General features: G+C 40.1%; 23 protein-coding genes and 2 pseudogenes. 11 read left to right on the top strand and 14 right to left on the bottom strand.

Annotation, left to right across the window (positions count from 1 at the left end; genetic code table 11):
* Positions 1–102: 102 nt before the first annotated feature.
* A complete protein-coding gene (locus tag ACFX4G_RS08530) occupies positions 103–972 on the bottom strand; it encodes an STAS domain-containing protein (protein ID WP_097822926.1) in 870 nt (289 codons plus the stop codon).
* A gap of 233 nt (positions 973–1205) precedes the next feature.
* Here ACFX4G_RS08530 and ACFX4G_RS08525 point away from each other — a divergent pair, with 233 nt between their 5' ends.
* Together ACFX4G_RS08525 and ACFX4G_RS08520 are read left to right on the top strand one after the other, a co-directional pair.
* On the top strand, positions 1206–1418 hold the full coding sequence (locus ACFX4G_RS08525; RefSeq protein ID WP_377574006.1) for a cold-shock protein: 213 nt from the start codon (positions 1206–1208) through the stop codon (positions 1416–1418).
* Positions 1419–1858: 440 nt separating this feature from the next.
* The gene (locus ACFX4G_RS08520; RefSeq protein WP_377574864.1) at positions 1859–2386 is read left to right on the top strand and encodes a hypothetical protein; all 528 of its coding nucleotides are present in this window, start codon (positions 1859–1861) and stop codon (positions 2384–2386) included.
* Positions 2387–2586: 200 nt separating this feature from the next.
* On the opposite strand, the gene ACFX4G_RS08515 is transcribed toward ACFX4G_RS08520, so the two are convergent.
* The 3 genes from ACFX4G_RS08515 to ACFX4G_RS08505 form a co-directional block, all read right to left on the bottom strand.
* Positions 2587–4098 carry a methyl-accepting chemotaxis protein gene (locus ACFX4G_RS08515; protein ID WP_097822928.1) on the bottom strand — a complete coding sequence of 504 codons (1512 nt, stop codon included), beginning with the start codon at positions 4096–4098 and terminating at the stop codon, positions 2587–2589.
* A gap of 17 nt (positions 4099–4115) precedes the next feature.
* Positions 4116–5759 (bottom strand): diguanylate cyclase domain-containing protein, encoded by a 1644-nt coding sequence (locus ACFX4G_RS08510; RefSeq protein ID WP_377574003.1) that lies wholly within the window; start codon positions 5757–5759, stop codon positions 4116–4118.
* A 454-nt stretch (positions 5760–6213) separates the two neighbouring features.
* On the bottom strand, positions 6214–7542 hold the full coding sequence (locus ACFX4G_RS08505) for an SH3 domain-containing protein (protein ID WP_097822931.1): 1329 nt from the start codon (positions 7540–7542) through the stop codon (positions 6214–6216).
* A 345-nt stretch (positions 7543–7887) separates the two neighbouring features.
* On the opposite strand from ACFX4G_RS08505, the gene ACFX4G_RS08500 reads away from it, so the two are divergent.
* From ACFX4G_RS08500 to ACFX4G_RS08490, 3 genes are all read left to right on the top strand, one after another.
* Positions 7888–9099, top strand: coding sequence for an AGE family epimerase/isomerase (locus ACFX4G_RS08500; RefSeq protein WP_377573998.1), 1212 nt, complete (start codon positions 7888–7890; stop codon positions 9097–9099).
* A 133-nt stretch (positions 9100–9232) separates the two neighbouring features.
* Positions 9233–9535, top strand: a complete 303-nt coding sequence (locus ACFX4G_RS08495; protein WP_028409496.1) for a hypothetical protein — start codon at positions 9233–9235, stop codon at positions 9533–9535.
* A 17-nt stretch (positions 9536–9552) separates the two neighbouring features.
* The gene (locus ACFX4G_RS08490) at positions 9553–9855 is read left to right on the top strand and encodes a hypothetical protein (RefSeq protein ID WP_155660409.1); all 303 of its coding nucleotides are present in this window, start codon (positions 9553–9555) and stop codon (positions 9853–9855) included.
* Between the two features lie 46 nt (positions 9856–9901).
* Here ACFX4G_RS08490 and ACFX4G_RS08485 read toward each other — a convergent pair whose 3' ends face one another.
* Complete coding sequence (locus ACFX4G_RS08485; protein ID WP_377573994.1) at positions 9902–10843, bottom strand: magnesium transporter CorA family protein; 942 nt, start codon at positions 10841–10843, stop codon at positions 9902–9904.
* Positions 10844–11009: 166 nt separating this feature from the next.
* On the opposite strand from ACFX4G_RS08485, the gene ACFX4G_RS08480 reads away from it, so the two are divergent.
* Entirely contained in the window at positions 11010–11867 is an 858-nt protein-coding gene (locus ACFX4G_RS08480; RefSeq protein WP_377573991.1) for an STAS domain-containing protein, read from the top strand.
* Positions 11868–11908: 41 nt separating this feature from the next.
* On the opposite strand, the gene ACFX4G_RS08475 is transcribed toward ACFX4G_RS08480, so the two are convergent.
* Positions 11909–12133, bottom strand: coding sequence for a hypothetical protein (locus tag ACFX4G_RS08475; RefSeq protein ID WP_028409498.1), 225 nt, complete (start codon positions 12131–12133; stop codon positions 11909–11911).
* 31 nt (positions 12134–12164) lie between these two features.
* On the bottom strand, positions 12165–13034 hold the full coding sequence (locus ACFX4G_RS08470) for an SDR family oxidoreductase (protein ID WP_013058194.1): 870 nt from the start codon (positions 13032–13034) through the stop codon (positions 12165–12167).
* Between the two features lie 222 nt (positions 13035–13256).
* Here ACFX4G_RS08470 and ACFX4G_RS08465 point away from each other — a divergent pair, with 222 nt between their 5' ends.
* From ACFX4G_RS08465 to ACFX4G_RS08455, 3 genes and pseudogenes are all read left to right on the top strand, one after another.
* Positions 13257–13595, top strand: coding sequence for a YflT domain-containing protein (locus tag ACFX4G_RS08465; protein WP_043981149.1), 339 nt, complete (start codon positions 13257–13259; stop codon positions 13593–13595).
* Positions 13596–13676: 81 nt separating this feature from the next.
* On the top strand, positions 13677–13832 hold the full coding sequence (locus ACFX4G_RS08460; protein WP_169305194.1) for a hypothetical protein: 156 nt from the start codon (positions 13677–13679) through the stop codon (positions 13830–13832).
* A gap of 108 nt (positions 13833–13940) precedes the next feature.
* Positions 13941–14294: pseudogene (locus ACFX4G_RS08455) on the top strand (SDR family oxidoreductase); the annotation flags it as partial.
* Between the two features lie 45 nt (positions 14295–14339).
* Here ACFX4G_RS08455 and ACFX4G_RS08450 read toward each other — a convergent pair.
* The 5 genes and pseudogenes from ACFX4G_RS08450 to ACFX4G_RS08430 all read right to left on the bottom strand — a co-directional run.
* Positions 14340–15995, bottom strand: coding sequence for a M14 family metallopeptidase (locus ACFX4G_RS08450; protein WP_377573989.1), 1656 nt, complete (start codon positions 15993–15995; stop codon positions 14340–14342).
* A 481-nt stretch (positions 15996–16476) separates the two neighbouring features.
* Entirely contained in the window at positions 16477–17061 is a 585-nt protein-coding gene (locus tag ACFX4G_RS08445) for a hypothetical protein (protein WP_162214687.1), read from the bottom strand.
* A gap of 159 nt (positions 17062–17220) precedes the next feature.
* Positions 17221–18300: a DNA alkylation repair protein gene (locus ACFX4G_RS08440; protein ID WP_162214688.1), complete on the bottom strand. Its 1080-nt coding sequence runs from the start codon at positions 18298–18300 to the stop codon at positions 17221–17223.
* A 2-nt stretch (positions 18301–18302) separates the two neighbouring features.
* Positions 18303–18785 carry a GNAT family N-acetyltransferase gene (locus tag ACFX4G_RS08435; protein ID WP_322552308.1) on the bottom strand — a complete coding sequence of 161 codons (483 nt, stop codon included), beginning with the start codon at positions 18783–18785 and terminating at the stop codon, positions 18303–18305.
* A 79-nt stretch (positions 18786–18864) separates the two neighbouring features.
* A pseudogene (locus tag ACFX4G_RS08430) lies at positions 18865–19086 on the bottom strand (DUF2306 domain-containing protein); the annotation flags it as partial.
* Here ACFX4G_RS08430 and ACFX4G_RS08425 point away from each other — a divergent pair.
* Both ACFX4G_RS08425 and ACFX4G_RS08420 read left to right on the top strand, forming a co-directional pair.
* The gene (locus ACFX4G_RS08425; protein ID WP_323618052.1) at positions 19086–19595 is read left to right on the top strand and encodes a GerAB/ArcD/ProY family transporter; all 510 of its coding nucleotides are present in this window, start codon (positions 19086–19088) and stop codon (positions 19593–19595) included. The pseudogene ACFX4G_RS08430 and the gene ACFX4G_RS08425 sit on opposite strands and share 1 nt — an antisense overlap.
* 74 nt (positions 19596–19669) lie before the next feature.
* Positions 19670–20137 (top strand): hypothetical protein, encoded by a 468-nt coding sequence (locus ACFX4G_RS08420; protein ID WP_043981135.1) that lies wholly within the window; start codon positions 19670–19672, stop codon positions 20135–20137.
* Between the two features lie 86 nt (positions 20138–20223).
* Here the strand turns inward: ACFX4G_RS08420 and ACFX4G_RS08415 are convergent, their stop codons facing one another.
* Positions 20224–21549: an MFS transporter gene (locus ACFX4G_RS08415; protein WP_322552312.1), complete on the bottom strand. Its 1326-nt coding sequence runs from the start codon at positions 21547–21549 to the stop codon at positions 20224–20226.
* Positions 21536–23170, bottom strand: a complete 1635-nt coding sequence (locus ACFX4G_RS08410) for a PEP-utilizing enzyme (RefSeq protein WP_162214689.1) — start codon at positions 23168–23170, stop codon at positions 21536–21538. The genes ACFX4G_RS08415 and ACFX4G_RS08410 overlap by 14 nt, the downstream gene beginning before the upstream one ends.
* Positions 23171–23191: the final 21 nt, after the last annotated feature.

Below are 23191 nucleotides of genomic sequence, written 5' to 3'. Positions count from 1 at the left end.
TCACCCTAACACCAAAAAAACCCGAACCATCACTCAGATTAATAGTTCGGATTTAACGTTAACTAAAATATTTTTGTCTCAGCCTCTGGGCTTTTTTATTTATTAATAACGCCATTTGTCTTTTTTTCTTTGCGGATTTTCTGGCAGTTTACTAAAGCCTATTTCTTCAAGACCTTTTTCTAATGTCGCTCTTGTTTTGATTGTTCCAAAATCCACGCCTAAATCCACAACGGTTTGCGCGATTTCCGGACGTATTCCGGTAATCATCGTTTTAGTGCCGATAAGCTGTAAGGCTTTTACAATTTGAAAAATATTGTCCGCTACCATCGTATCGACGATAAGAACACCTGAAATATCAAATATTAAATAACTCAGCTGCAGCTGAGCGCTTTTTTCTAAAGCCGTTTCCATAATAAGCTGCGAACGATGCGTATCAATTTGTCCAACGATTGGCATCACAGCGATTCCTTCAGAAAGAGGAACGATGGGAACTGATAATTCTTCTAGCGCTGCATAAGCGCGTTTTATGGTGTCCGTATTATGTTCTTCGTAGATTTCGACAAATATATGATTAAGCTGATCAAGCATCGGATCAATTTTTTTACTTACATCAAGCATCGTAATAGGAGCAAACTGCTTCTGCTGCAGCTCTTCTGTAAAAACACCCCATATCACTGTTCGAAACAGCGCAAGTGATTTTAACGTTTGGCTCAAAGAAAGTCCGTTTTCCACAGCCACTTTTCCTATATCTGTCCCCCACTGAACGATTTTCTTTAAAACGACCGAGCGCTCCTCGAATAACGACTCGCCTAAATACTCAATGAGTTCTGCTCTCCATTTTAAAACTTCGCTTTCTTCGTGGTAAACCAGCTTCCGCTTATATTCAGAGTCCATCAGATCAGAAAATTGTATCGCTAATTCCTGCTTATTATCGATAATTTTCTTCCCTATATATAACAACTCATCCCTCATTTTTTTCTTTATCTCCTTTAGTTAGCAGAATTAACGATTACATTTTATAACAATAGTTATATCACATACAATATAAAAATATAACCGAAATAAAAAAATTGTTAGGCCCCCCCCTATTTACTTTTACCCCTATTCTTCTAATCAGTATACCTGCCATAATAGGATTGAAATTTCAGCGTTTGGGTAAAAAACTACTATGAATTTATTTCTATACTTATAAGGGGGCTTTTTCAATGAGCAAACATAAAGGAACCGTTAAATCTTTCAACGAATCAAAAGGATCTGGATTTATTACACCCAAAGACGGATCAAAAGAAGTGTTCGTTCACTCCAATGCGATTGACCGTGAGGAATATAAAAACCTGGCAGAAGGACAAAAAGTAGAGTTTGAAATCCAAGAAGGAGCTAAAGGACCCAGCGCTATAAAAGTACACCCAGTTGACTGATAGAGTGACATTTACATACAGATTATGGGTAGACTGTCAAATCAAATACTTTTCGAACCCAAAAACACCTCTTCGCCTTTTGTTCGAAAGAGGTGTTTTTTTTGTATAATGCAACTAATTCTACATTCAAAATTAGTTACTATTAGCTATTTAAAAAAACAGTTCTAAAGTTGTCGGACAAGTATCCAAACATTTCCTCTACGAGTGAATACAGTATAGAGTACTGCAAAGAAAGGGTGATTATTATAAAAAAGTATTATTTCAATTACAATGATAAAGATGACAGATATTATGTAGAAAAATCTTATCCTTACAAGAAGAAATCTCGCGAGACTTCCCTTAACAATAAGAAAGAGCAGCTTCAAGAAGATGCCCCTGAGGAAGCACGCGGCTGGGCTTATGGACGTGAAGAAGATAGCTCTGAAGAATCACAAGTTTGGATGTATGAACGCGAAGAAGATTTCTATGAGGAATCACATGATTGGGCTTCTAAATATAAAGAAGATAAAGGCAAAAAAGGAAGCACGCGGGAGTCAGCATTTAGAGCGCTCAATTTAACGATGCCTCAAAATGTTCCTGCAAATACGTTTGTAAAAGCAGTTTTCCCAACTGAACAATTTGATTTAGCAAATGAATATAACCCGATTACTTCTACCTTCCGCCCCCAAAAAGATGGCGTATATTCCATCATTGCTACAATTGGATTCTCTCCTAACGACCAAATGCTAGATTATAGAACTCGTATAGAAATACGTGTAAATGGGACAACCGCTATCGCTATCGATAACGATTTCTTTGGCGGAAACACACCGTTTGTTAATGCGGTATCCGTGTCTACTATTTATAATTTAGAAGCTGGAGATCGCGTTGAAGTTTTTGTTCAAAGCAGCATAGCTGGCACAATCGTCACATCCGAAGATGGCTCACATTTTGAAGCAGCTAGATTTCCTTCTCCAACAAATAACTAACACTAGCTTTTAGCCAAAAGCATCAATCCCCTCTTTTTAGATCGCTTCATTTTTCTAAAGGAGGGGATTTATATAAACATTAGTGGTCTAAAGGTCCGCAGAAACTTTTTAAGCGTTCGTATGTACATAATTCTTTAGTAGATTTATAGCATTAATCCAGTGTATAAAATCATGTACTTCTATGTAGTCTGCTGACTCACTCACGCTTGCTTCGCTAACTTTTCCGTTACGCTGCCAAGCTCTTCAACTAACCCACTTAAAAATTCCGCCGTCTGGCCAATGATCTGCAGCGATTGCAGCTGACGCACGGAAGCAGAAGAAATGCCCCTGCTGCTTGCAGCCGATTGATTGGCAAAAGCGGTCATATCGCTGACGGCATGGAGCACCTGCGTAGATCCGGCTGCTATTTGCTGAGCAGAAGCAGACGTTTGCTGAATTTGCTCGTGAACGTAGGCAGATGCGTCGGCGATTCGATTAAAAACATTTTCCGCTTCGTTGGCTAGTAAAATACCGTTTTTTACATCGGCTGTTCCTGATTGAATGAATGCTACGGCTTGAGACGTTTCTTGCTGAATATGCTGAATGAGCCTTGCTACTTGTTCAGCTGACTGATTGGATTGTTCGGCAAGTTTGCGAACTTCCGCTGCTACGACCGCAAACCCTTTACCATGTTCGCCTGCGCGCGCTGCTTCAATTGCAGCATTTAGCGCCAGTAGATTTGTTTGTGCAGCAATGCCTGAAATCACACTCATAATATCGTTGATTTCCGCAGAACGTTCTTTTAACTGATGAATAACGCTAGCTGCATGCTGAACAGAAGAATCGATTGTATGAATTTGTTGAATTGCTTCTTGAATTTTTTCTTTTCCCTGCACGGCTTCATTTGCTGTTTGATCAGAAGCTTCGCTGACTGCCGCTGAAGCCTCAGCTATTTTGGTTACGCCTTGCGTCATCTCTTCTAGAAACTCACTGCTTTTTTGAGCCATTATTACCTGCTGCTCAGCTCCTGCGGCTAGCTCTTGCATTGAAGCAGACGTATGGTGACTAGCCGTTTTTGATTCTTCTAAATTCCCCTTTAAGTTGTCAACCGTTTGTCTTACCTGCCCATTCGTTTCATGCAGTTTTTTCATCATGTCATAAATGATATGCTGCTTTTGTTCCTTTTCCTGCTGAAGCTGTTCTGTGTATTTTTTCTTTGAAGTAATTTGCCAAGCGGTTGCCCCTGATGTAAAAAGCAGATAAGCCGCGTGAAGGCAAAGCATCGAAAAGGAATAAGAAGACGTTCCGAAAATAATCGGCGTAAAAAATGGCACGAAAAATCCAGCTAGATGCTCGATGACAAAAATACCCGTCATTAACAATAACAGCTTTACATTTTCATAGTAGGAAAGAATAGCTATCACCATAAAAATTGAAAAGTGATACTCGACCATTCCTCCTCCCCCTACAACCGTGCTGATACTTGAAAACGTCAGCGTTAGTGTCACAAACGCAGGTACTAGCTCATGCTTTTTAACGTACAGCACAAGCAGTACACCAAGAAAAAGAATAGGAAGCATCAAAAAGATCATGGACACTTCGCCTGGCGTTGAATTATGTTCCATGGACATGCCGGACATACCCATCGGCCAAATACGATGAATGATATGTATAAGCAGAGAAATCGTTACTGCTCCGCTTGATAAAACAACCATTAATTTATGTTTATTCATGTTTATCCCTTTCTATATTAGACAATACTTCCTTTATCTATAGAATCGGCTGCAGGTTGGTTTTTTTTATAGAAATTCACGTTATTTTTTCCCTGTCGTTTTCCTTCATACAGCGCTTGATCCGCCTGTTTTAACAGCTCTTGAAACGATTCTCCGTTTTCTGGATAATAAGCGGCTCCAATGGTCGATGTAGCTGTAAAGATGCAGGATTCAATACTCCATTCTTTTTGAAGCTCTCCGTGAATTCGTTCCATGATTTGCTGTATTTCCTCGCACCTTTCAATCTGCCGAAGCAAGATAACAAATTCATCGCCTCCAAGGCGATATACTTCGTCACATGCGCGAATGCAAGACGTTAAACGATGTGCGTACTGAATTAAAAATGCATCGCCAATATCATGGCCAAATTGATCGTTCACTTCTTTAAAATTATCGCAGTCTAAAAACAGCAGGCCAAACCTTTCTTTTTGCTCCATCGCAGCCTGTACTTGTTTTTGCAGCATCATTCGATTCGGCACCCCCGTTAAACTGTCATGAAACGCCTTAAACTTCAGCTGATTTTCCAGCTTTTTTTGCGCAGTAATATCGGTTTGAATCAGCACGTAGCTTGAGATGCGATGATGAATATCGGTCAGCGGAACAATCGTCTTATGGCTCCACACGATGACGCCTTCTTTTGTTATGCTTTTGACTTGCCCTCTCCAAACCTTTCCTTGTCCAATACTTTCAAGAATCCGAGGGTCATAGCTTACATCAAACAGTTCATATGATTGTCCAATTAGCTCTTCTTTTTCATAGCCGAATATCGTACAGAACATATCGTTTACATACATAATCGTTCCATACGGATCCAGGACGCTTACGATAGCAGACTCATCAAGGGCATACTTCATGTTTGCTAAATCTTTCACCGTGTTTTCCAACTTTATTTCAGCTGTCTTTTCCTTTGTAATGTCCTGAGCAATCAAGTAAATACCAATCCATTCATTTTCCACTATGATGGGCACGTTTGTAACATATAAATAAATCTTTCCTTTTTCTTTGTGCCACGCTTGGATTTCTTTGCTGTAGCTTTGGTCGTATATGATGTGATAAAAAGGCAAAGCACGGGCGTCAATCTTCAGTTCTTCTAGAAGCTGCCTGTAAGAACTATTGATGATCTCCTGCGCATCGTAGCCGAACATTTGCTCACAGGCAGGATTTGCTTGAACAATTTTACCGCTTAAATCCATCATGCATATGGCGTTTTCATGGTTGATAAAAAGCGATTTATACTGCTCCATGCTTTGGGCTAATTCTTTTTTTAACTTCTGGATATTTTTACTCATCACTAATAGGTGCGTACTATTGTCGGCATCATCAAAAATTGGGGTAAGCGTTGTTTCAAACGCTTCAGCTTCATATGAGAAGGTATTTATGTCATGGTAGATAACTGGTTTTTTTGTTTCCATCGCTTTCATATAGTAAGGGTAAAGGGAGTGATACACCCGCTCAGGGAGTACGCCTTCTAGCCGCATGCCCGCTTCTCCTTGGCACCGTATAAGCTTAGCAGCCGCTTTATTCATTTTTTTATAATAAAGATGTTGGTTCTTTACTTCCGCTAAAAAAACCAGCTCATTCATTTGATCAAAATAAAATTCAAACATATGATCTTTCAACATGGTAGGATGCATCTCCTTCGTTTTTTCACAGATGAACGCCCCCTGTACTTTACACTTCTGTATGAAATATAAACTAGATCTTTTCACACACAAAAACAACTTTAAATGTAAAAACAGTAGTTCTTTTGTATCGTTACCTACCCTCCTTCACGAGAAGGGTAAACATGGTGAACAAAAATAAAAGAGATTGAGGCATACCTACATCCATCCAATCTAAAAACGAACAAATGGGATAAAGCAGCTAGTATGAATCACTTGTTCCGACGCTGTTAATTTTTTTGCTGGCGGCCGATGAGCCTTGCCCTCTATTCAGCACTTAGAAGTCCCTGCATATATGAAACCTACCTTCATCAAAACAATAAAAAATCCGAACGCGTTTGATTCTCTATCAAGAATCAAACGCGTTCGGATCTTCCTTCAACTAAGCTGCTTTTATTCTAGCCTCTTTTTTAAACTACTTAATTCCGTAATATTCTTCAAGCGTAATGCCTTTACTCTTAATCGCCTGCGCCACTGGTTTGCCTACATATCGCAAATGCCACGGTTCATATTTATAGCCGGTTACCGCATCTTTTCCTTTTGGATAACGAATAATAAATCCGTATTCTGCTGCGTGGGCATCGAGCCAAGTTGCTTCTTTAGTTCCGCCAAAGCAGTCTTGAGCAGCACATGTGCCGTCTCCTTTTGTTACATCAATTCCAAGACCCGTTTCATGTTCACTCGTGCCTGGCAATGCGCTATAAGTTGCCGCTTTATCATAACCGTCTCTTTGAACATACGAACTAAAAAGCGCGCTTTGCGTTGCATGTGAACGGTAAGCTGATACGCCAAGAAGCGTAACGCCTTGTTTTTTCGCACCTGCAAATAACTGTGCAATAGCAGCGGCTGCTTCACTGCGCATTTTTTTCTTTTCCGTTTGTTCTTTGAATGTAAATGGAATCGTTGTATATACTAAATCTTTCGGAACGTAGTTTTCCGGAAGCTTGTTTTGTTTATTCACAACAACTTGTATGCTTTCAGGGTTCGAAACCACTTTCATACCAGCTAATGCTCGTACGTATTGACCGCTTACATAGCCAACCTTACCTTGATACGTAATTTTCAGCCAGCCGTTTGCTGCTTTAGCCGTTACGTCGAGCTGTGTGCCGGCTTTAAGTGTTGCAATAACAGCACCAGATGTTGAAGCAGTTGTTCGAACATTTAAATTCGCCGTTGCCACATAGACAGAAGCCGCCGGAGCTGGAGCCGGTTCAGAAGAACCCGTTGATTCCTTTACGTACTGCGTGCTCACATAGCCCGTTTTGCCTTGATAGCTTACTTTTAGCCAACCGTTCGCTGCTTGTTCTGTCGACGTTAGCTGCGCGCCTTGTTTGACCGTTACAACAATCGTGTTGGACGTCGATGGACCGCTTCGAATATTTAAATTTGCCGTTGTTACATAGATTTTGGTCGTTGAACTCGCTGACTTTTTAACATACTCACTGCTTACGTAACCCGTTTTGCCTTGATAGTTTACTTTCAGCCAGCCGCTTGCTGCTTGTCCAACTACCGTTAGCTGCGTGCCTTGTTTGACCGTTGCAATAATCGCGTTGGACGTCGATGGGCCGCTTCGAATATTTAAATTCGCCGTTGTTGTATATGTTTCCGCCGCTGCGCTTGCTACAGTTGGCTCACCCGTAAAATGTGAAGAATGAAGACCTAGAGTTCCTGCCCCTACAAGTGTAAAAGCAAGACCTGTTACCGCTAATTTTTTGTAAAATCTTTGTTTGTTCACTTCTGTCATTTTTTATACCTCATTTGCAAAATATAATAGAAATATATGCTGCTAGTTTAATAGGTTAAGTGAAAACAGGATCCGATGTTTAAGCTCAACCTTAACTAAACAACATTAAGTAAATTTATTCGACGTCTAGAGGCTTATCATTACTTCGTTCCAGCTAGCACGTACTTTTAGAATACCGGATAATCGTATCAAAAGTATATCAAAATATTTCAAACTTGTTTCCAAACTGATACATTTTCAACAAAAATAGAATAATAGAGCAGAAACAGCAAAAAAACCCTTACGTTTACGCCCAACTGCTTAGGGTAAAAAACAACTAAAAACAACGATTGAGATGGTGATAAAATGAACACGGCAACGGATTTTTCCTCAACTGCGTTTCGAGAACCTCACACATTAAAACAGCATATTTTTGATACGCTTCATTTCTACTATCCCGCTTGTATTGACAAGAAAAACGGTGGGTATATCCATGAATACTACGACGACGGCACCGTCAACAACACGCATTCAAAGCACTTGGTAAGTACGGCGCGCTTTATTTATATCTTCAGTGTAGGGGCTCTTTTAGACGGACCGGATTGGTGCAAAGAAGCAGCTCAGCACGGCATTCGGTTTCTACAAAACAGCCATTATGACAGAGAGCACGGCGGGTATTTTTTTGAAATAGCCGATGACGGAGAAGTAAAAGATGATTCTAAACAAGCATATGGGCATGCTTTTGCTCTTTTAGCTTCTTCCATCGCGTATCAAGCCGGCATTTCAGAAGCAAAAGAAACAATTGAACAGGTATATGACGTGATGGAAAAGTACTTTTGGGAAGATGCGCACGGCTTTTACCGAGACGAATGGGACGCATCGTGGTCGGCTTCTTCTTTATATCGCGGCCAAAATGCAAATATGCATATGTGTGAAGCGATGCTTTCTGCCTTTGAAGCAACAAGAGATAAAAAATACTTAGACCGAGCGTATACGCTTGCAAAAGGCGTTACTCAGCAGCTTGCTGAACGATCTGGCGGCATGGTTTGGGAGCACTATGATACAGACTGGCAGCCAGATTGGGACTACAATAAAAACAATACAAAAGATGAATTTCGTCCGTACGGCTTTATACCAGGACATCAGTTTGAATGGAGCAAGCTGCTTTTATGGCTTGATCGGCACCGTTCGGAAAACTGGATGACAGAACGTGCAAAAGATTTGTTTGATAAGGGCTGGAACCTATGCTGGGATGCTAAGTACGGAGGTCTTTACTTTGCGCTGTCGCCTCAAGAAGAGGTCATTGACCGGGACAAAAACTACTGGGTGATGGCTGAAGCCATTTCTGCGGCTTCACTGCTCGGGGTAAAAACCGGAGACAGCGGATATTGGAAAGCATACGATGCCCTGTTCTCCTACTGTCAGAAACACTTTATCGATCACACATATGGAGGCTGGTATCAGCTGTTAAATCAGCAAAACGAACGCTACAGCTCGAAAAAAAGCCCGGCTCCTAAAGCCGATTATCACCCTGTGGCAGCTTGCTATCAAACGCTGATAGCACTGAATTCTCTCTGAGAGAATGATCATGAAGAAACCGTTTTCTTCCAAATGCGTTTATTTCTTTTATTTAAGGGAATTTACTTACTAACAATCAATGTTTCTACATTTTAGAAAAAGCTCGACTATATATATGCAAGGAGTGAGGACGATGTATTTTTACGCGTTAGCACAAGGAACAGATTCTGGAGATCCAGTAACACTGCACCATGAGAAGCAATTTTCGAAAAAAGAATTTTTAGAAATGTTTAATGAAGCATTAGATGAGTTGGATACGCATCCATCTCCAAGCGCTGTCGGTGAATACCTTTGCCGTGCGTACGGATTTCAAGAAATTGAAATCGAGACGGGTGTTGTATGCTACTGCGCTCCTTTTAGAAAGCTAGACGACTCAGATATTATAGAAGACCGTACGTACATGGACGCCACGACCGGAACACTAAAATACAACTAATCAAAAAGAAAGGTTGGATGCGTGTGAAGACCGTACAGAACATTTATCGAACGAGTGAAGCTGTACCAGAATCGGGCGCTTACGTTTGTGCAGAAGGTGAAATTAAACTCTTTCAAAAAGATGATCTTTTTACACCTTGCCCGCACACACGTGAATCAACGACGTGGAAGCCTGTAGATGACGCCTTTTCAACCGGAGAATTGGTTCCGCAAACCGGTCGCTATACCGACGAAAACGGCAATCAAGTAAAGCTAAAAGAAAACGATTTATTTCCAAGATGCCTTCGTTCAGGTGAGCCTACGACGTGGAGGCGAGGATAACAGACAACAAAGCAGCCGCTTATTAAGCGGCTGCTTTTATTAAAGCTTATTTAAAAAATGAATTCTTTTTTCTTCCTTTTAACAGATCGCCCGTCCACCCTTTCATTCGTAAATAGAGATAAATGGCCACGGTCGAAAGGACAATTAAAATGAGTGCATAGATATAGCCAAACTTCAAATCAAGCTCCGGCATCCCTTTAAAGTTCATTCCCCAAAGAGCTCCAAAAGCCGTTAAAGGCGTACCGATTGCTGTCAGCAGCGTTAAAGCTTTCATAATCTCATTTCCTCGATGAGTAGACACAACTTCTTCTAATTTAATTAACGCATCAAATTCTTTTTGATATTGTTCAATCAGCGTTAAGCCAATTTCAATTTTTTTACACATCCGCTGATATTCGACCGTTTGGTTAATTTTTTTATGAAACGCTTCTTCTATTCCCATGGTGACTTCTCGAACAGAACTGATTAAATTTGTCCATATAAGCAGGTCATACCGCGCTTTGTGAATTTCATCTAGCACGTCGATGTTATTATTATGGCGAACTTCCCACAGAAGCTCTCTGAAATGACTTTCAAACTGATCAAACCCATTTAAATGTTTTTTCATAATTTCGCCTAAAAGAATAAAAAAACTTTCCGCTGTGTTAGCAGACTGCTTCATGCGTTCAATCATTCGTTCATGATTGGTGTTCTCGAGGATTTTTAAATCGATTCCTGCCGTTATAATAAACTCCTCGGTAATATAAAAATGAAATGACTCGTAATCCCTTTGATCAAACGACTTCTTATGATAAATGAGTGAACCATAAATGAGCTCACTTTCTCCTATTACATCTACTTGAATATGATTAGAGTTTTTCTTTTGCAGCTGCTGGCAAAACCATTCATCTCGTGGATACTGATAGTCTTGGATGACATCAGCTATTCCGTCTGCTTCTTCTAAATCAAACTGATACCATTTCCACTGATCGTTCGTCACAGTATTCATACTTTCCCTCTTTCCCCTTTTATTAGAATTTTTCCCTATATACAATCATTTAAAACCTAACACACAAAATAAACATACATTTCATATACATCTTTATAAAAAAGGTGCTATAATAAATACGTTGCGCACCTGCGCTATGCTTTATCAGTTTGAGAGGAGAATAACAGTGAAGAAAGATATCGCTTTACGTTCTTATCTGCTAGAAAGTGCACCTAATATGACGGAAGAATGGTATGAATCTTTGGACAAAAAATCGTCTGAAGGCGTATATATCTCTAATGACCCTGACGTCATTCAACGCTTAAAAGCGCAAAACTATGAATTTCATTTATATATTAGCAACGTCTTTATAGAAGATGAAAAAAGCTTTTTTGAATCTCTTAACACGTGGCTAAATAAAGTTGCCAAAGACCAACAGCATCTCAGAACCCCCATTCAAAGTATTATTAAAGAATTTATGAACGTCCGCAAACAATACTGTGAGTATATTAGCCGGTTTGCAGAACTTCATGATGACATTACTCAGCAGCACCTCGATGTATGGAATGAAAAAGTAATAAGGGTATTTGATATTATTATTTTGAAATTCATCACAGAAGCGCAGGAATATGCCTCAAACCGCCTCCGCTCTCAGCAGGAAATGATTCATGAATTAAGTTCACCCGTTATTGTGATTAAAAAAGACGTTGCTCTTTTACCGTTAGTCGGCGATATTGATACAGCAAGAGCCAGAATGATCCTAGAAAGCACGTTAAAACAGTGTGCAGAAAAACAAATCGCTCATTTGTATATTGATTTGTCAGGAGTTGTGATGATCGATACAATGGTCGCGCACGAGCTGTTTCAGCTGATAAATGCGCTTGATTTAATCGGCGTTAAATCGATTTTATCGGGCATTCGTCCTGAATTAGCCACTACTGCGATGCAGCTTGGTTTAAATTTTGAGCATATACGAATTAAATCGAACCTTGCTCAGGCATTAGAAGATGATTCAAAAATTGTAATTGCTTCTAGCACTCATTAATATAGGGATATAAACAAAAAACAGCCCCGAAAGGCTGTTTTTTATTTTCTATGATGAATGTTTTCAGAACCTGATTCATCTTTCGTTTTCGTTTTATTTTTCTCTTCTTTTTGTTCAAGTCTTATATCTTCCAACGGCATAGGATCGACCGTTTCTTCTTCTTTGAAACGTTCAAATAACGTTTCGTCTTGATCTGTTACACGCTGTTCCGTTTCATCTCTTTTTTTTGGTGTATTTGAAATAGATCTTTTCTGGCGTTCTCCCATCTTTTCTCCTCCTCTACTATAGGTGAAGCAATTATGTGTTCATGAAATCTCCGCCGTTGACATGAAGCGTTTGACCCGTCATATAAGATGAATCATTTGAAGCTAGCAGCACATAGCAGCCTACGTGCTCCACAGGATGCCCAGGTCTGCCCATCGGCGTATCTGTACCGAATTCTCCTACTTTATCACCTGAGAAAGTAGACGGGATAAGCGGTGTCCAGATCGGGCCCGGCGCTACAGCGTTAACGCGAATGCCATCTTTGACAAGCGCTTGCGCCATACTGCGCGTAAAGCCGTTAATTGCACCTTTTGTCGCTGTATAATCAATCAGCTGAGGATTTCCGCGGTAAGGATTAATTGACGTTGTATTAATAATCGCACTGCCTTTTCCTAAATAATCAAGCGCTTTTTTCGTAAAATAAAAGTATGAATAAAAGTTCGTTTTAAACGTTCGTTCAAGCTGTTCACTTGTAATTTCTTTAATGCTTTCTTTTGGATGCTGCTCTCCTGCATTGTTCACAAGGATATCAAGCTTTCCAAGCTCACTTACTGTTTTTTCTACCGCTTCGTTACAGAACGATTCGTCTCCTACGTCTCCTGCAATCAGCAAGCATCTTACACCTTCTTCTTCAATGCGGGCTTTTGTTTCCTCGGCGTCGCTATGTTCGTTTAAGTAAACGATGGCTACGTCCGCTCCTTCTTTCGCATAAGCAATGGATACAGCTCGTCCAATTCCGCTGTCTCCCCCGGTAACTAGCGCTACCTTTCCTTTTAATTTTCCTGTACCAATGTAATTGTCATCCTCATAAATAGGGAGAGGATTCATCTCACTTTCGATACCCGGCTGGCGGTCTTGCGTTTGTTGGGGCTGGCCTTGTGTTTGTTGATCTTGTAAATTCATTTTAATCTCCTCCTATTTTTGATGGAACTTTTTAGTATAGTCTAGGTTTAGCCTTCTGTTTTGAAGTTCAAACATCTTTTTTTAAAAATTTATGATGTTTCTATTCTCTTTTACTATCTTAGAAAATTCATAGAAAACAAGTTTAAAGTTGGAAACAAAGGCTACAGAATGAGTAGAAGATGTATTTCAGAAATATCTTTTATCAGGAGGTTTAGTTCGTGTATGAAACACATTCAAGTAGCAGAAAACCAAGAGGAGGCAGCCTGCGTGATCCGTTCTTTTTTAAAGAAAGGATTTACAAGCAAAGATATTTATCTGCTGGCCTACGATAAAGAATGGGCTCAGAATTTAACGGAGGCAACACATACAAAAAAGTACAGAATGGCAGAGCAAGGTATGTTTGAAACGGCGGTAAATAAACTTCTTTCAAGAGAAGATGAGCTTCTTTCAAAGATGGCTTCGCTCGGCTTATCCAATCAAGAAGCAAACCGCTATAAAGAAGAAATGAAACAAGGACATATCGTGGTTATTGGCGCACAGAGTCAATCAATTCCCTACTAAAATAGCGAAAACGTTTTTTATCAGCTTATAAGGGTATTTAGTAAAATAAACCATTGTCTATCAAGAAAGGAAGTTATAACGATGTTAAATTATTTGGGAATTCAGATAGGCTCTCTTTATTTTCCTACTAGTATTTTGCTTATCACGTTTCTTGTATTAATCGGCTTTTTTATTTATTTCCTCTCTAGAAGAAGAAAAAACCGTCATGAATCACGTGAGCAATCACGAGGAAAATAAAAGAGAATGCCAATTTAAAAGCCCTTCATGCAAAAGGGCTCTCTGTACTATAAAACAGGCAGATACTTTTCATAGCGAGGGTTTACATAAAAAGGAGGACGAGGTTCTAAAAGCGGCAGATCCATTATTAATACCGCTTCAATTTTGACGTATAAAGGCTATGAACAGTTAATTGACTATACGGCAACTAAAGGAGCCATTGTTGGCTTTACTCGTGCGCTTTCCAATAGCGTGATTAAAGACGGCATTCGCGTAAACGCCGTAGCGCCGGGACGCATTTGGACACCGCTCATTCCAACAAGCTTTTCAGCTGATCATGTAACGCAAGTGGACAATCCGATGGAGCGCCAAGGGCAGCCGTTTGAACTTGCTCCAACCTACGTGTACCTCGCAAGCGACGACTCACGGTTTGTCACGGGGCAGACGCTGCATGTAAACGGCGGAGAGTGGGTTTCTTCTTAAAAATCTCAATATAAAAAGCGTGAAGCCAAGCTCCACGCTTTTTCATTATTTACGGGATTCTTTTTGCAAAGGCGATTTTTCAATGGAACGAGTAAACCGGTAAACATCAAGTTCTTGCCCTACCTCTGAAGGCAAATACCCAAACGTTGTGAAGCTGTCCACAGATTCCGGCTCAAGTGATAGAGACAATAAATTGTTTTGCGGCTGAGATGTTAAAAAGACGTAGCTTCCTTTTGGGAACGTCACCGTTTTTGGCTTGACGATTGTTTGCACGTCTACGTTTGGTTTGTTTTCGTAGGCTTCATTTTCAATGAGGCTGCTAACACTATACGCTTCTACTGAAAGAGCCGTTTCTTTCGTTAACTTGAAGCCCTTTACTCCTTGTCCCTGCAATTTCGCTGCTAACTCTTCATGTCCTGGCTTTAAAATATAAGCAGTCGGACGTTCGCGGACAAGCGTCGGCGTAGCTTTCTTTGCACTGTAGTACGTCACAGGAATGTCTTTAACAGACGCGCTTTCCACATCAACCATTTCTAACGTCGAGTTTGGTATTTTTTTATTTTCACTGTTCACAACAATTGGATCACGGTCATTTGCATTTTTTCCTTTTTTGACAAGCGCCGCTTTTTCTTTTGCAATCAGCGCTTTAATTTGTTTCGCATGAGCGGCTGTTTGCGTAATCAGCTTTTCTTGCGTAGCAATTTGGGCACTCACTCGCCGCGGAAAATCTTCTCGTCCAATACCGATCCCTCTGCTTTCGACTAAAAATGAAAACGATGGATACAAGCCTAGTGAATTTCGTCCGATCCGCGGTTCAACTGAGCCTTCTTCCACTTCAAGCTGCCCTTGTTTGTTCACTTGAGACGTATAGTATACTTCTCCTGAATATCCTTGCTTTTCAATGGCTGTAAGCGTGCTGTTCACAAACAGCTCATCAGACACGTCTCGAATGTTCTGCGGAATATTTAAGTTTCGACCGGACTGCAGTAAAATATCGTGATACTTCCACACGCCTTCTTTACCGATATTTTTAAGCCCGCTGCTGTAAGGCGTATATTCATGAGCGTCGATGACAACTTCTGGTGAAAAACGGTTAAATTCAGCTCGTACGCTCTGCACTTCCGGGCTTTCAAGCTTTATGTAGTCGCGGTTTCCATCTAAATTATTTGCTAGCTGACGCTTGAATGCATAAGATCCGTCTGGATTAATGCGCGGCACAATGACGATGTTCACTTTATTTAGCACATCTTTTCCAAAGTCTTCTGTCAAACGCGTCGCAACGGCGAGTACGGATTCACCGCTTGCCGGTTCATTACCATGAATCTGACTTTGAAGCCAAATCGTTGGTTTTTTGGATATTTTTCCATCCGCAAATTTCTTTTCCTTTGAAAAATACAGAGCCGGAATGTCTCGTCCTTGCTGTGATTTACCGATAATCTTCAGCTTTACGTACGGACTTTTATGAGCAAGCTTTTGAACATAGCTCATCATTTCTTCTTGAGTCGTAAAGGCTTCTTGTCCTTTCAGAAATGCCGGCGTGGCTTCATTCACCTTTATTTCCGGATAAAGCGCTTTAATTTTTTCCGGCTGGCTATAGTCTTTTCCGTAATAAGGCATCTCAGCTTGTACCGCAAGCGGCGACAGCAATAATCCAATCGACAAAAGAGCTGGCACGGCCGTTCGTTTTACTGTTTTTTTCATTCATTTACTCCTCCCCATCCCCTTGGTTAGACATTTTAAATTTTTAAAATATTTAAAATGTTACATAAATAATTATACCGTTTAAGGAAATAACTTCAAGATAAGGGAGCTGAACCTTTTTGACTATTTTAATGTAGGAGACGAGTGCGGTTTTATAACAAAGAGATTAGGACATAGCAAAACCAACTCAATATGAAGACGACCAATCAAGGTAAATGATCTAAACCGCTTTTCCCGCAGGATCCTTCCCCTTCAATCAACTGCTAGAAGGAATGAAACAAATGAAATCTCCGTTCGCCATAACAAAAAAATGTACCTCTAATCAAACATGTTGATCAATGGTTCATTTTTCATTTCAGCTACCATACGTTTGTTCCAGCCTCTTTTTTATGTATGAACTGCTATAAAAATCAGGATTTCCTTGAGCTTGTATTGCGCTAGTCTAGCTGTTTCATAGTCCATGCAGCTATCTCTCCTATGTTCATTTCTTTACGGATTCTAGCGTTTCTAAATCATATCGGCCAATTTCTTTGTTATTTCTCGTAATGACGAGTGTTCCATGCCTCGCCACCTTTTGGAGTTTTTTTAATTCCTGATCGGACGGAGCCATAGGCATTTCTTTGTTTTTAACAGTCGCGCCCAGATCGTAGTGCACATCGACTTTTCCTTTTTTCATATAGTTAAACTCTTCAATTCCCATACCTGTACCGAACTGCTCATGCCCTTCATCAAATACATTAACACCTACTGTATTGATAGATGCTTTCTTTAAATCTTCATTCGGTATAATTTTAGCTTCTATTTCGTCTTTATCATTTTGATAGAATTTACGCTTGCCTTGCTGCTTCATTTTAAACTCGTAATACAGCGCTTTTGGTTTTACGTCCACCATTTTTCCTTTGCTATCTTGTATACCAACTTTTCCAATTAAATCAGCAGCATCCGTTATCTTGACTTTCACTTTTTGAATGCTATAGCCGCTCTCTTCTTTACTAGCAAAGTTTGAGCACGCTACCAATGACATTGCCAAAAAAGCACTCAATGTGCCCACCATAAATTTCTTCACTTCACCACTCCTCAAGGATTAATATACCATAAAAGGAATTTAAATGGATGTTTATCAGTCGATTTTGTAAATAAGTACAGAGGCAGCAACCAACCTATTGACTTAAGTTTCCTCACCAGCTCTATAAAAACATAAAAAGCTCTCTCCATGAGGAAAGAGCTACTCTATCACAAAGTCCGCTTCTGCTTTTACCACTCCGTTTACAATAACAGAAAGCGTATGCGTACCGCTGTAATGTTTTCTTGTACTTAAATCTTTAAACGCATGCTTTTTTGTGACTGTCAGCGTTTGGCCTGCTTTTGCTTGAACATTTTTTAGCATAAACACTTTTTGACTGCGGTTTCCTTTTGCTTTTACGTAATGAATTCCATACTCTATGCGAAGGGGCATGTTTTTTTTCACCGATAATCGGAAAGAAAAGTCAATGCTATCACCGATTGTAATAGTATGCGGATGTACGCTAAGTTCTGTGACAGTCACGCCCGGATCATCTCCATAGCCAAAAAGAGACAGAGCTTCAGGATCTCCTTTTTTCAACAGTGAACGGCACGCATGTTTAACGATCCAATCGGTTTTAACGTCTTTTCCGTACCAGCTTTTCACCACATCAAGCATCCAGTCTTTTTCTATGTAAGAAATATCATTTAAATGATTGGCTACGCTTTTTCGGACATAGAGCGATTCATCGCATTTTAACTGCTCTAAAATCGGCAGCGTTTGTTTCGGATCTTGCTTTAATGCAGGTACTGATTGTCCCCACGGAAGTCTAGGCCGGCTCCCTTCGCTTGCTAATCTGCGAATATGATGATTTTCATCTCCTGCCCATTCAATCATTTGCTGGAGCATTCGATTTTTATCTTGAATTAAAAACGGACGCACCGCAAATTCTGATGTGGAAAACGGCGTAAAAAACGCGAGTGCTTTTATTGAAGCTTTCCAATCGTTCAATCCGTACAGTTCAACGTAATCTGGAAAAATCGTGCCTTGAAGTCCTCCTACCGTTGGAGCCACTTTATAAAGGATATGAAGTGCTTCTTCATAATCCTCCGGCAGCACTTCATGCATGGAAAGCGTAATTCTTCTCATGCGCTCTTTCAGCCCTAAGTCTTCCCAGTCCTGTTGAAAAACCAGCTCATGAAATACTTGTTTATCAAATGAACTCATTTCACGTGAAAAAGCGTCGCTCAAGTGCGTAATCAACTCTTCATTAAATACGCTTTTACGTAACTCTTCAGCCATACTTATCCCTCTTTTCCAGGCAGTATTTTATTTTCTTTTGAATAAAGCGCCCGCTCGTACATGCCTTTTTTAAAAATTTGCATAAACAGCTGCTTATTTTTAACTTCTTTAAATCCGTACTGACTGTACAAACCGTGAGCATCTTTTGTTGCCAATAAAATTTTTCGTACGTGTTGAATCGGCTGATAGCGAATCATTTCTTGTACCAGCGCTTTTCCAAGCCCGTTGCCCCGTGCGTGCGGAAGAATAAACACATCCGCCAAATAAGCAAACGTGGCAAAATCAGAAATAATTCGTCCGAATCCTACTTGTTTATCGCACTCATCATACACGCCAAAACAAACGGAGTGTTCAATGGACGTTTGAACAAGGTGAAGCGGAATTCCTTTTGCCCAGTATGACTCATAATGAAGGTACGAGTAGATGACATCTATATCAAGCTTTTCTTTATTCGTATGTATGGTAAACTGATGATTTTCTTTCATGCTGCATCCTCCTTGCTTCTCTATCATAGCACAAATGTTCGCAACAGAAAAAAGCCTTTTCGGTAAAAGGCTTTTTTGCTTAGTATGATATTTTTTTAGAAACAGAAGCATTTTTTCTATAGCGTCTTGCGACTATGTAAATAAGCGGACTGCCAATAATCGTCGGCAAAAACCAATAAGAAAGTGCCGGAAGCTTGTTTAACAGCGGAATACTGTCTCCAACATTCACAAGCAGTGCGGTAACCGCTCCGATATAAGACCCCAGCATACCGCGAATATGATGCTGAAGCCAGTTCTTCCATGAATGTGAAAAAGACCGCTTTGATTGTATTCAGCGCCATTACGTTAAACGGTATTAACCTTATGATTACAATGATTGTGAATATAGGTGTGCTGGGCGTTACCTTAACATCGAGGTCTGCTTTTCCGCTTTTAAGCACGGTTCAAAGCATTCAATTCGCAGGTTTTTTAGAACGGCTTGATGTGTTTTTTATGCTGGCTTTAATCACTGGCGGCTTCTTTAAAATCGGTCTGTTTTTCTATGCCACTGTGCTGGGGCTTTCCCACGTGTTTAAGCTTAAAAACCCGTCACCGCTTGTATTTTCAATCGGCTTAGTCGTTTTGTTTTATTCATTGTCTATTGCTCAAAACTATTTCGAACACGTATATGAAGGGTTAAAAATCATTCCGCTCACTTTACATCTTCCGTTTCAAATTGTCATTCCTGCTCTTTTACTCGTGATCGCATTTTTAAGAAATCGAAAAAAAGTACAGTCCGTCCCTGTGAAAAATACCGCAGAAAATTCGTAGTATGTCCATTTCTCTATTGGATTTAATCTCCTAAAATTATACAATATAATCAAGAAGCCAAAAGGAGAACCAATATGATTGGATTAATTCTTTCTATTTTAATATTTAACATTCTTGCTTTTAAAACAAACAAGCGCTTCACAACAAATCAAATTGTTCACATTTGGATGTTCACCATTGCTGCTCAGCATATCTTTGACGTCTTCATTAATTTCAAATTTCACGGCTACTGGTATTTTACACAAGAGACAGACTGGCAAGGTATTTTTGCCTATACTGTTCTCATTCCGCCTGTGAACATGCTTTTTCTTACCTACTATCCTTTTGCAGGAAAGCTCACAAAAAAAGCCGCCTATATTTTACTTTGGTCGGTTGCTGTTTTACTTTATGAAGTAGTGGCCCTTCTCCCTGCTCCTTGGGGTTATTTTCACTACGGATGGTGGACATGGTGGTATTCGCTCCTGCTAAATCCGCTGTTGTTTTGGATGGTGGTGCAGTATTACCGGTGGGTGTGTAAAATTGAAAAAAGAGCGATCACTTAAAAATAGAATAGCCTTTGGATCAGCATATCATCATTTTCAGGACCTGCAATAAAATGAGTGTCTGCTTCTCCGCTGGCTATTCTTTTTTATTTAAAAACGTCTTTAGACAAGGAAACTTGCTTTTCTTTTTCTTTTCCAACTAACGACACAAGGAATCCTGCTATTCCGGCTATACATAGAACCACTAATAGATCAGTAGTGCCTACTAACAAGCTCACCGCAGCTGACGCTAACATTCCTCCAATATAGCGAAAAGTAGAATAAATGCCCGATGCAGTGCCTGATTGCTCTTTTTTGACGGATTGAATATTCATAGCCTGCATAGATGAAACACCGATCCCTGCTCCCACTCCTCCTACTAATAAAGATACAATGGTATAAGAAATGGAGGCATTTGCTAAGTGGAAATAAAGCATCGCCGCAAGCAGTGAAATAAGAAATGATAGCCGTATCGGATGTTCTTTCCCTACCTTTTCTGCTAACAATCCTCCCAGCCAAGAAGAAATAGACATGGCTAATGAAAAAAAGAAAAGAAGCAAACCAATTAACCGAATATCATACTGCTTCTCTAGCAAAAGCGGAACAAACAAAATGGTACTATACATCATAAAATTACTGCATAAAATGGAAAGATTTGAAGAAAAAAAAGGACGAACCTTAAAAAGCTTAAAATCAATCAGCGGCTCTTGGACTTTGCGTTCTTGCACAATGAAAAGAACGATAGACGCTATGCATATAAAAATAGTCCAAGCATTAAACAAATCACGGTGCGTCAGCATTAGCGTAAAGCTCGTCATGCTTACTCCAAGTAAAAAAGCGCCCCCTATATCCAGCATTTTTGCTTTTTGTTTTACGTTAGACGGCACGTATATAAATGAGCAAATCAACGATAGAACAGCAAAAGGAACGTTAAACCAAAAAATCGACGTCCACCCAAGATACTTAATTAAAAAGGCACCTAATACAGGACCTACAGCTGCTCCCAGCCCCATTGATAAGCCAAATAACCCAAGTGTTCTTCCAAGCTTTTCTTTTGGCAAACTGTGTCTCATAATGGCTGTTGCGTTAGGCGTAGCTAGTGCGCCTCCTAATGCTTGCAGCGTTCGAAAAACGGTGAGCGAAAGTAAGTTATATGAAAACACACAGGCGGCAGATCCCACTAAAAAAATAATCATTCCAGCTACGAACATCGTTTTATTTCCATATAAATCGCCAAGTTTCCCCGCGATGGGCTGAGCAACTGCCATCACAATTAAGTAGATAGTTACCACTACTGATACATGTACGATGGAAAGATGAAGCGCTTTGGCAATAGACGGTAAGCCTACTGCAATCATAGTGGAATTAACGGGAATTAAAAAAGTTCCCGTTAAAATAGAAAAGATAATCAAAGACGGCTTACTGCTGTTCAATCGTCACCACTCCGTTAGTTCCGTCTACGGTAACAACATCTCCGTCTTTTAGTAGATCCACGGCTACTTTTGTGCCAAGAACCGCTGGAAGTTTATATTCACGAGCCACTGTTCCTGCATGAGATAAAATCCCTCCTGCATTGGTTACAATTGCGCCTGCAAGCGAAAATAACGTGGTCCAAGCCGGTGCTGTTGTTTCACACACAAGAACCTCTCCTTGTTTAAGTTTAGAAAATTGACTTGGATCTGAAATGATTTTTACTACTCCCGTATAAACGCCTCTTGAAGCGGCACTTCCTTTAAAGATTTTTTGCGTTTCATCTACTTCTGGAGGCCCCATTTTCCCGAATATACGCTCTAATAAAGGATCTTCTCCTGTTTGAGGAGGCGTGCCATAAGCAGGCGGCGTTTTTTTATGACGATTTTCTTCAAACTCCTGCTTTCTATTGACGATCAGTTCATGAGATGCCACGGGCGTTTTTAATACTTCCAGCAATTCATCGTAATAGAAATAAAAGATATCTTGAGGCTGATGAATCACTTGGTGATCAGCTAAAAGAGTTCCTACATTCAGCAAAAACAGTCTTGCTGTAGCAGGCAGCATCGCATCGATATAAAAATGATGATCTTCATCCAACCCCCACGCGTCTAGGGCCCATCCATAAAACAGCTTAAACTGCTCTTTTTCTTGGCACTCTGGCATTTTTGCGAGTACATCATGATAGCTTTCTTCTCTTTTTTTTACGACATCTTCATAATTTTTCTTGAAGTCGTAATCTTTACGCACATAGCCAGCAATAATCGATAGCGCATGTAAAGGATTCTCTACCCACGTCTCATCAATAAACTCGTGCGAATTTGCAGAACGATAGCCATACTCATCCAAAAAGTTTTGCAGATTCTTTAAAAATTCTCTGCCTTCAGCTGTGCCTAATAGATTTGCTTCTATGTCTTCTGACTTCTGGTCCGTAAAAGCTTGTTTTAACGGGCCAGAACGCTTTACCTTGTCAGTTAGTTCCCAAAGTGCTTGATCCGTTTCAAGTGACTTGTTCATTACGCCTTCTAGCAGATCATATACGTAAGCGGTATTCTCATCTCCCGTCAAGGCTCCATATAGCTCTTCTAAAATCATTCCTAAATCACTTCTTGGCATGACAATTTCAAAGTGAAGCTGCCAAGCTTTTTTATAAAAATCATGCAGTTCTTTTACTTTTTCTTCTGCTTCTTTTAAAGATAAGGGACGTTCTGCATTTCTTTTAACTTCCGTATAAAAAGGTAAAAACACCTCATTAACGTACTCGTATAATCTAGGTTTAAGTCGAGGTAACAGCGGCTTCACTGCTTCTTGGTGCTCCTTTAAGCGATCGTTTACGTCACCGGGAAACGGGATATTTTGCTGATACATTTTTCCATCAGCTAATTTCACTACAAATTGATAGATAGGCAGTTTTAACGTTTCAAAACCTTGCTTTGTCCCATAAGTCATTGCCGGAAGCTGAAAGGAAGCGTATAAAGGACTTAGCGCATGTGCGATATGTAGGTTGTCTTGCACCCAAAATCCTGTTTGTTTTTCTTCCTCACTTAAAAATAGGTCGTTTTGAAATGCAGATAATACGTTCATTTGATTTCCCCTTTCCTTTTC

Origin of the sequence: Priestia sp. YIM B13486 (genome assembly GCF_042787865.1) — a bacterium.
GTDB lineage: Bacteria > Bacillota > Bacilli > Bacillales > Bacillaceae_H > Priestia > Priestia megaterium.
Note: the sequence above shows the minus strand (reverse complement) of the source record. Positions and strands in the feature narration are given on the sequence as shown.

Excerpts from the sequence above, each read along its gene's own strand:
- ACFX4G_RS08410 (WP_162214689.1), bottom strand. The coding sequence starts at position 23,170 with ATGAACGTATTATCTGCATTTCAAAACGACCTATTTTTAAGTGAGGAA.
- ACFX4G_RS08505 (WP_097822931.1), bottom strand. The coding sequence starts at position 7,542 with ATGACAGAAGTGAACAAACAAAGATTTTACAAAAAATTAGCGGTAACA.
- ACFX4G_RS08490 (WP_155660409.1), top strand. The coding sequence starts at position 9,553 with ATGCGTGTGAAGACCGTACAGAACATTTATCGAACGAGTGAAGCTGTA.
- ACFX4G_RS08485 (WP_377573994.1), bottom strand. The coding sequence starts at position 10,843 with ATGAATACTGTGACGAACGATCAGTGGAAATGGTATCAGTTTGATTTA.
- ACFX4G_RS08500 (WP_377573998.1), top strand. The coding sequence starts at position 7,888 with ATGAACACGGCAACGGATTTTTCCTCAACTGCGTTTCGAGAACCTCAC.
- ACFX4G_RS08520 (WP_377574864.1), top strand. The coding sequence starts at position 1,859 with ATGTATGAACGCGAAGAAGATTTCTATGAGGAATCACATGATTGGGCT.
- ACFX4G_RS08530 (WP_097822926.1), bottom strand. The coding sequence starts at position 972 with ATGAGGGATGAGTTGTTATATATAGGGAAGAAAATTATCGATAATAAG.
- ACFX4G_RS08425 (WP_323618052.1), top strand. The coding sequence starts at position 19,086 with ATGAATGTGAAAAAGACCGCTTTGATTGTATTCAGCGCCATTACGTTA.
- ACFX4G_RS08435 (WP_322552308.1), bottom strand. The coding sequence starts at position 18,785 with ATGAAAGAAAATCATCAGTTTACCATACATACGAATAAAGAAAAGCTT.
- ACFX4G_RS08515 (WP_097822928.1), bottom strand. The coding sequence starts at position 4,098 with ATGAATAAACATAAATTAATGGTTGTTTTATCAAGCGGAGCAGTAACG.
- ACFX4G_RS08465 (WP_043981149.1), top strand. The coding sequence starts at position 13,257 with ATGAAACACATTCAAGTAGCAGAAAACCAAGAGGAGGCAGCCTGCGTG.
- ACFX4G_RS08440 (WP_162214688.1), bottom strand. The coding sequence starts at position 18,300 with ATGGCTGAAGAGTTACGTAAAAGCGTATTTAATGAAGAGTTGATTACG.
- ACFX4G_RS08450 (WP_377573989.1), bottom strand. The coding sequence starts at position 15,995 with ATGAAAAAAACAGTAAAACGAACGGCCGTGCCAGCTCTTTTGTCGATT.
- ACFX4G_RS08475 (WP_028409498.1), bottom strand. The coding sequence starts at position 12,133 with ATGGGAGAACGCCAGAAAAGATCTATTTCAAATACACCAAAAAAAAGA.
- ACFX4G_RS08470 (WP_013058194.1), bottom strand. The coding sequence starts at position 13,034 with ATGAATTTACAAGATCAACAAACACAAGGCCAGCCCCAACAAACGCAA.
- ACFX4G_RS08420 (WP_043981135.1), top strand. The coding sequence starts at position 19,670 with ATGATTGGATTAATTCTTTCTATTTTAATATTTAACATTCTTGCTTTT.
- ACFX4G_RS08460 (WP_169305194.1), top strand. The coding sequence starts at position 13,677 with ATGTTAAATTATTTGGGAATTCAGATAGGCTCTCTTTATTTTCCTACT.
- ACFX4G_RS08495 (WP_028409496.1), top strand. The coding sequence starts at position 9,233 with ATGTATTTTTACGCGTTAGCACAAGGAACAGATTCTGGAGATCCAGTA.
- ACFX4G_RS08510 (WP_377574003.1), bottom strand. The coding sequence starts at position 5,759 with ATGTTGAAAGATCATATGTTTGAATTTTATTTTGATCAAATGAATGAG.
- ACFX4G_RS08525 (WP_377574006.1), top strand. The coding sequence starts at position 1,206 with ATGAGCAAACATAAAGGAACCGTTAAATCTTTCAACGAATCAAAAGGA.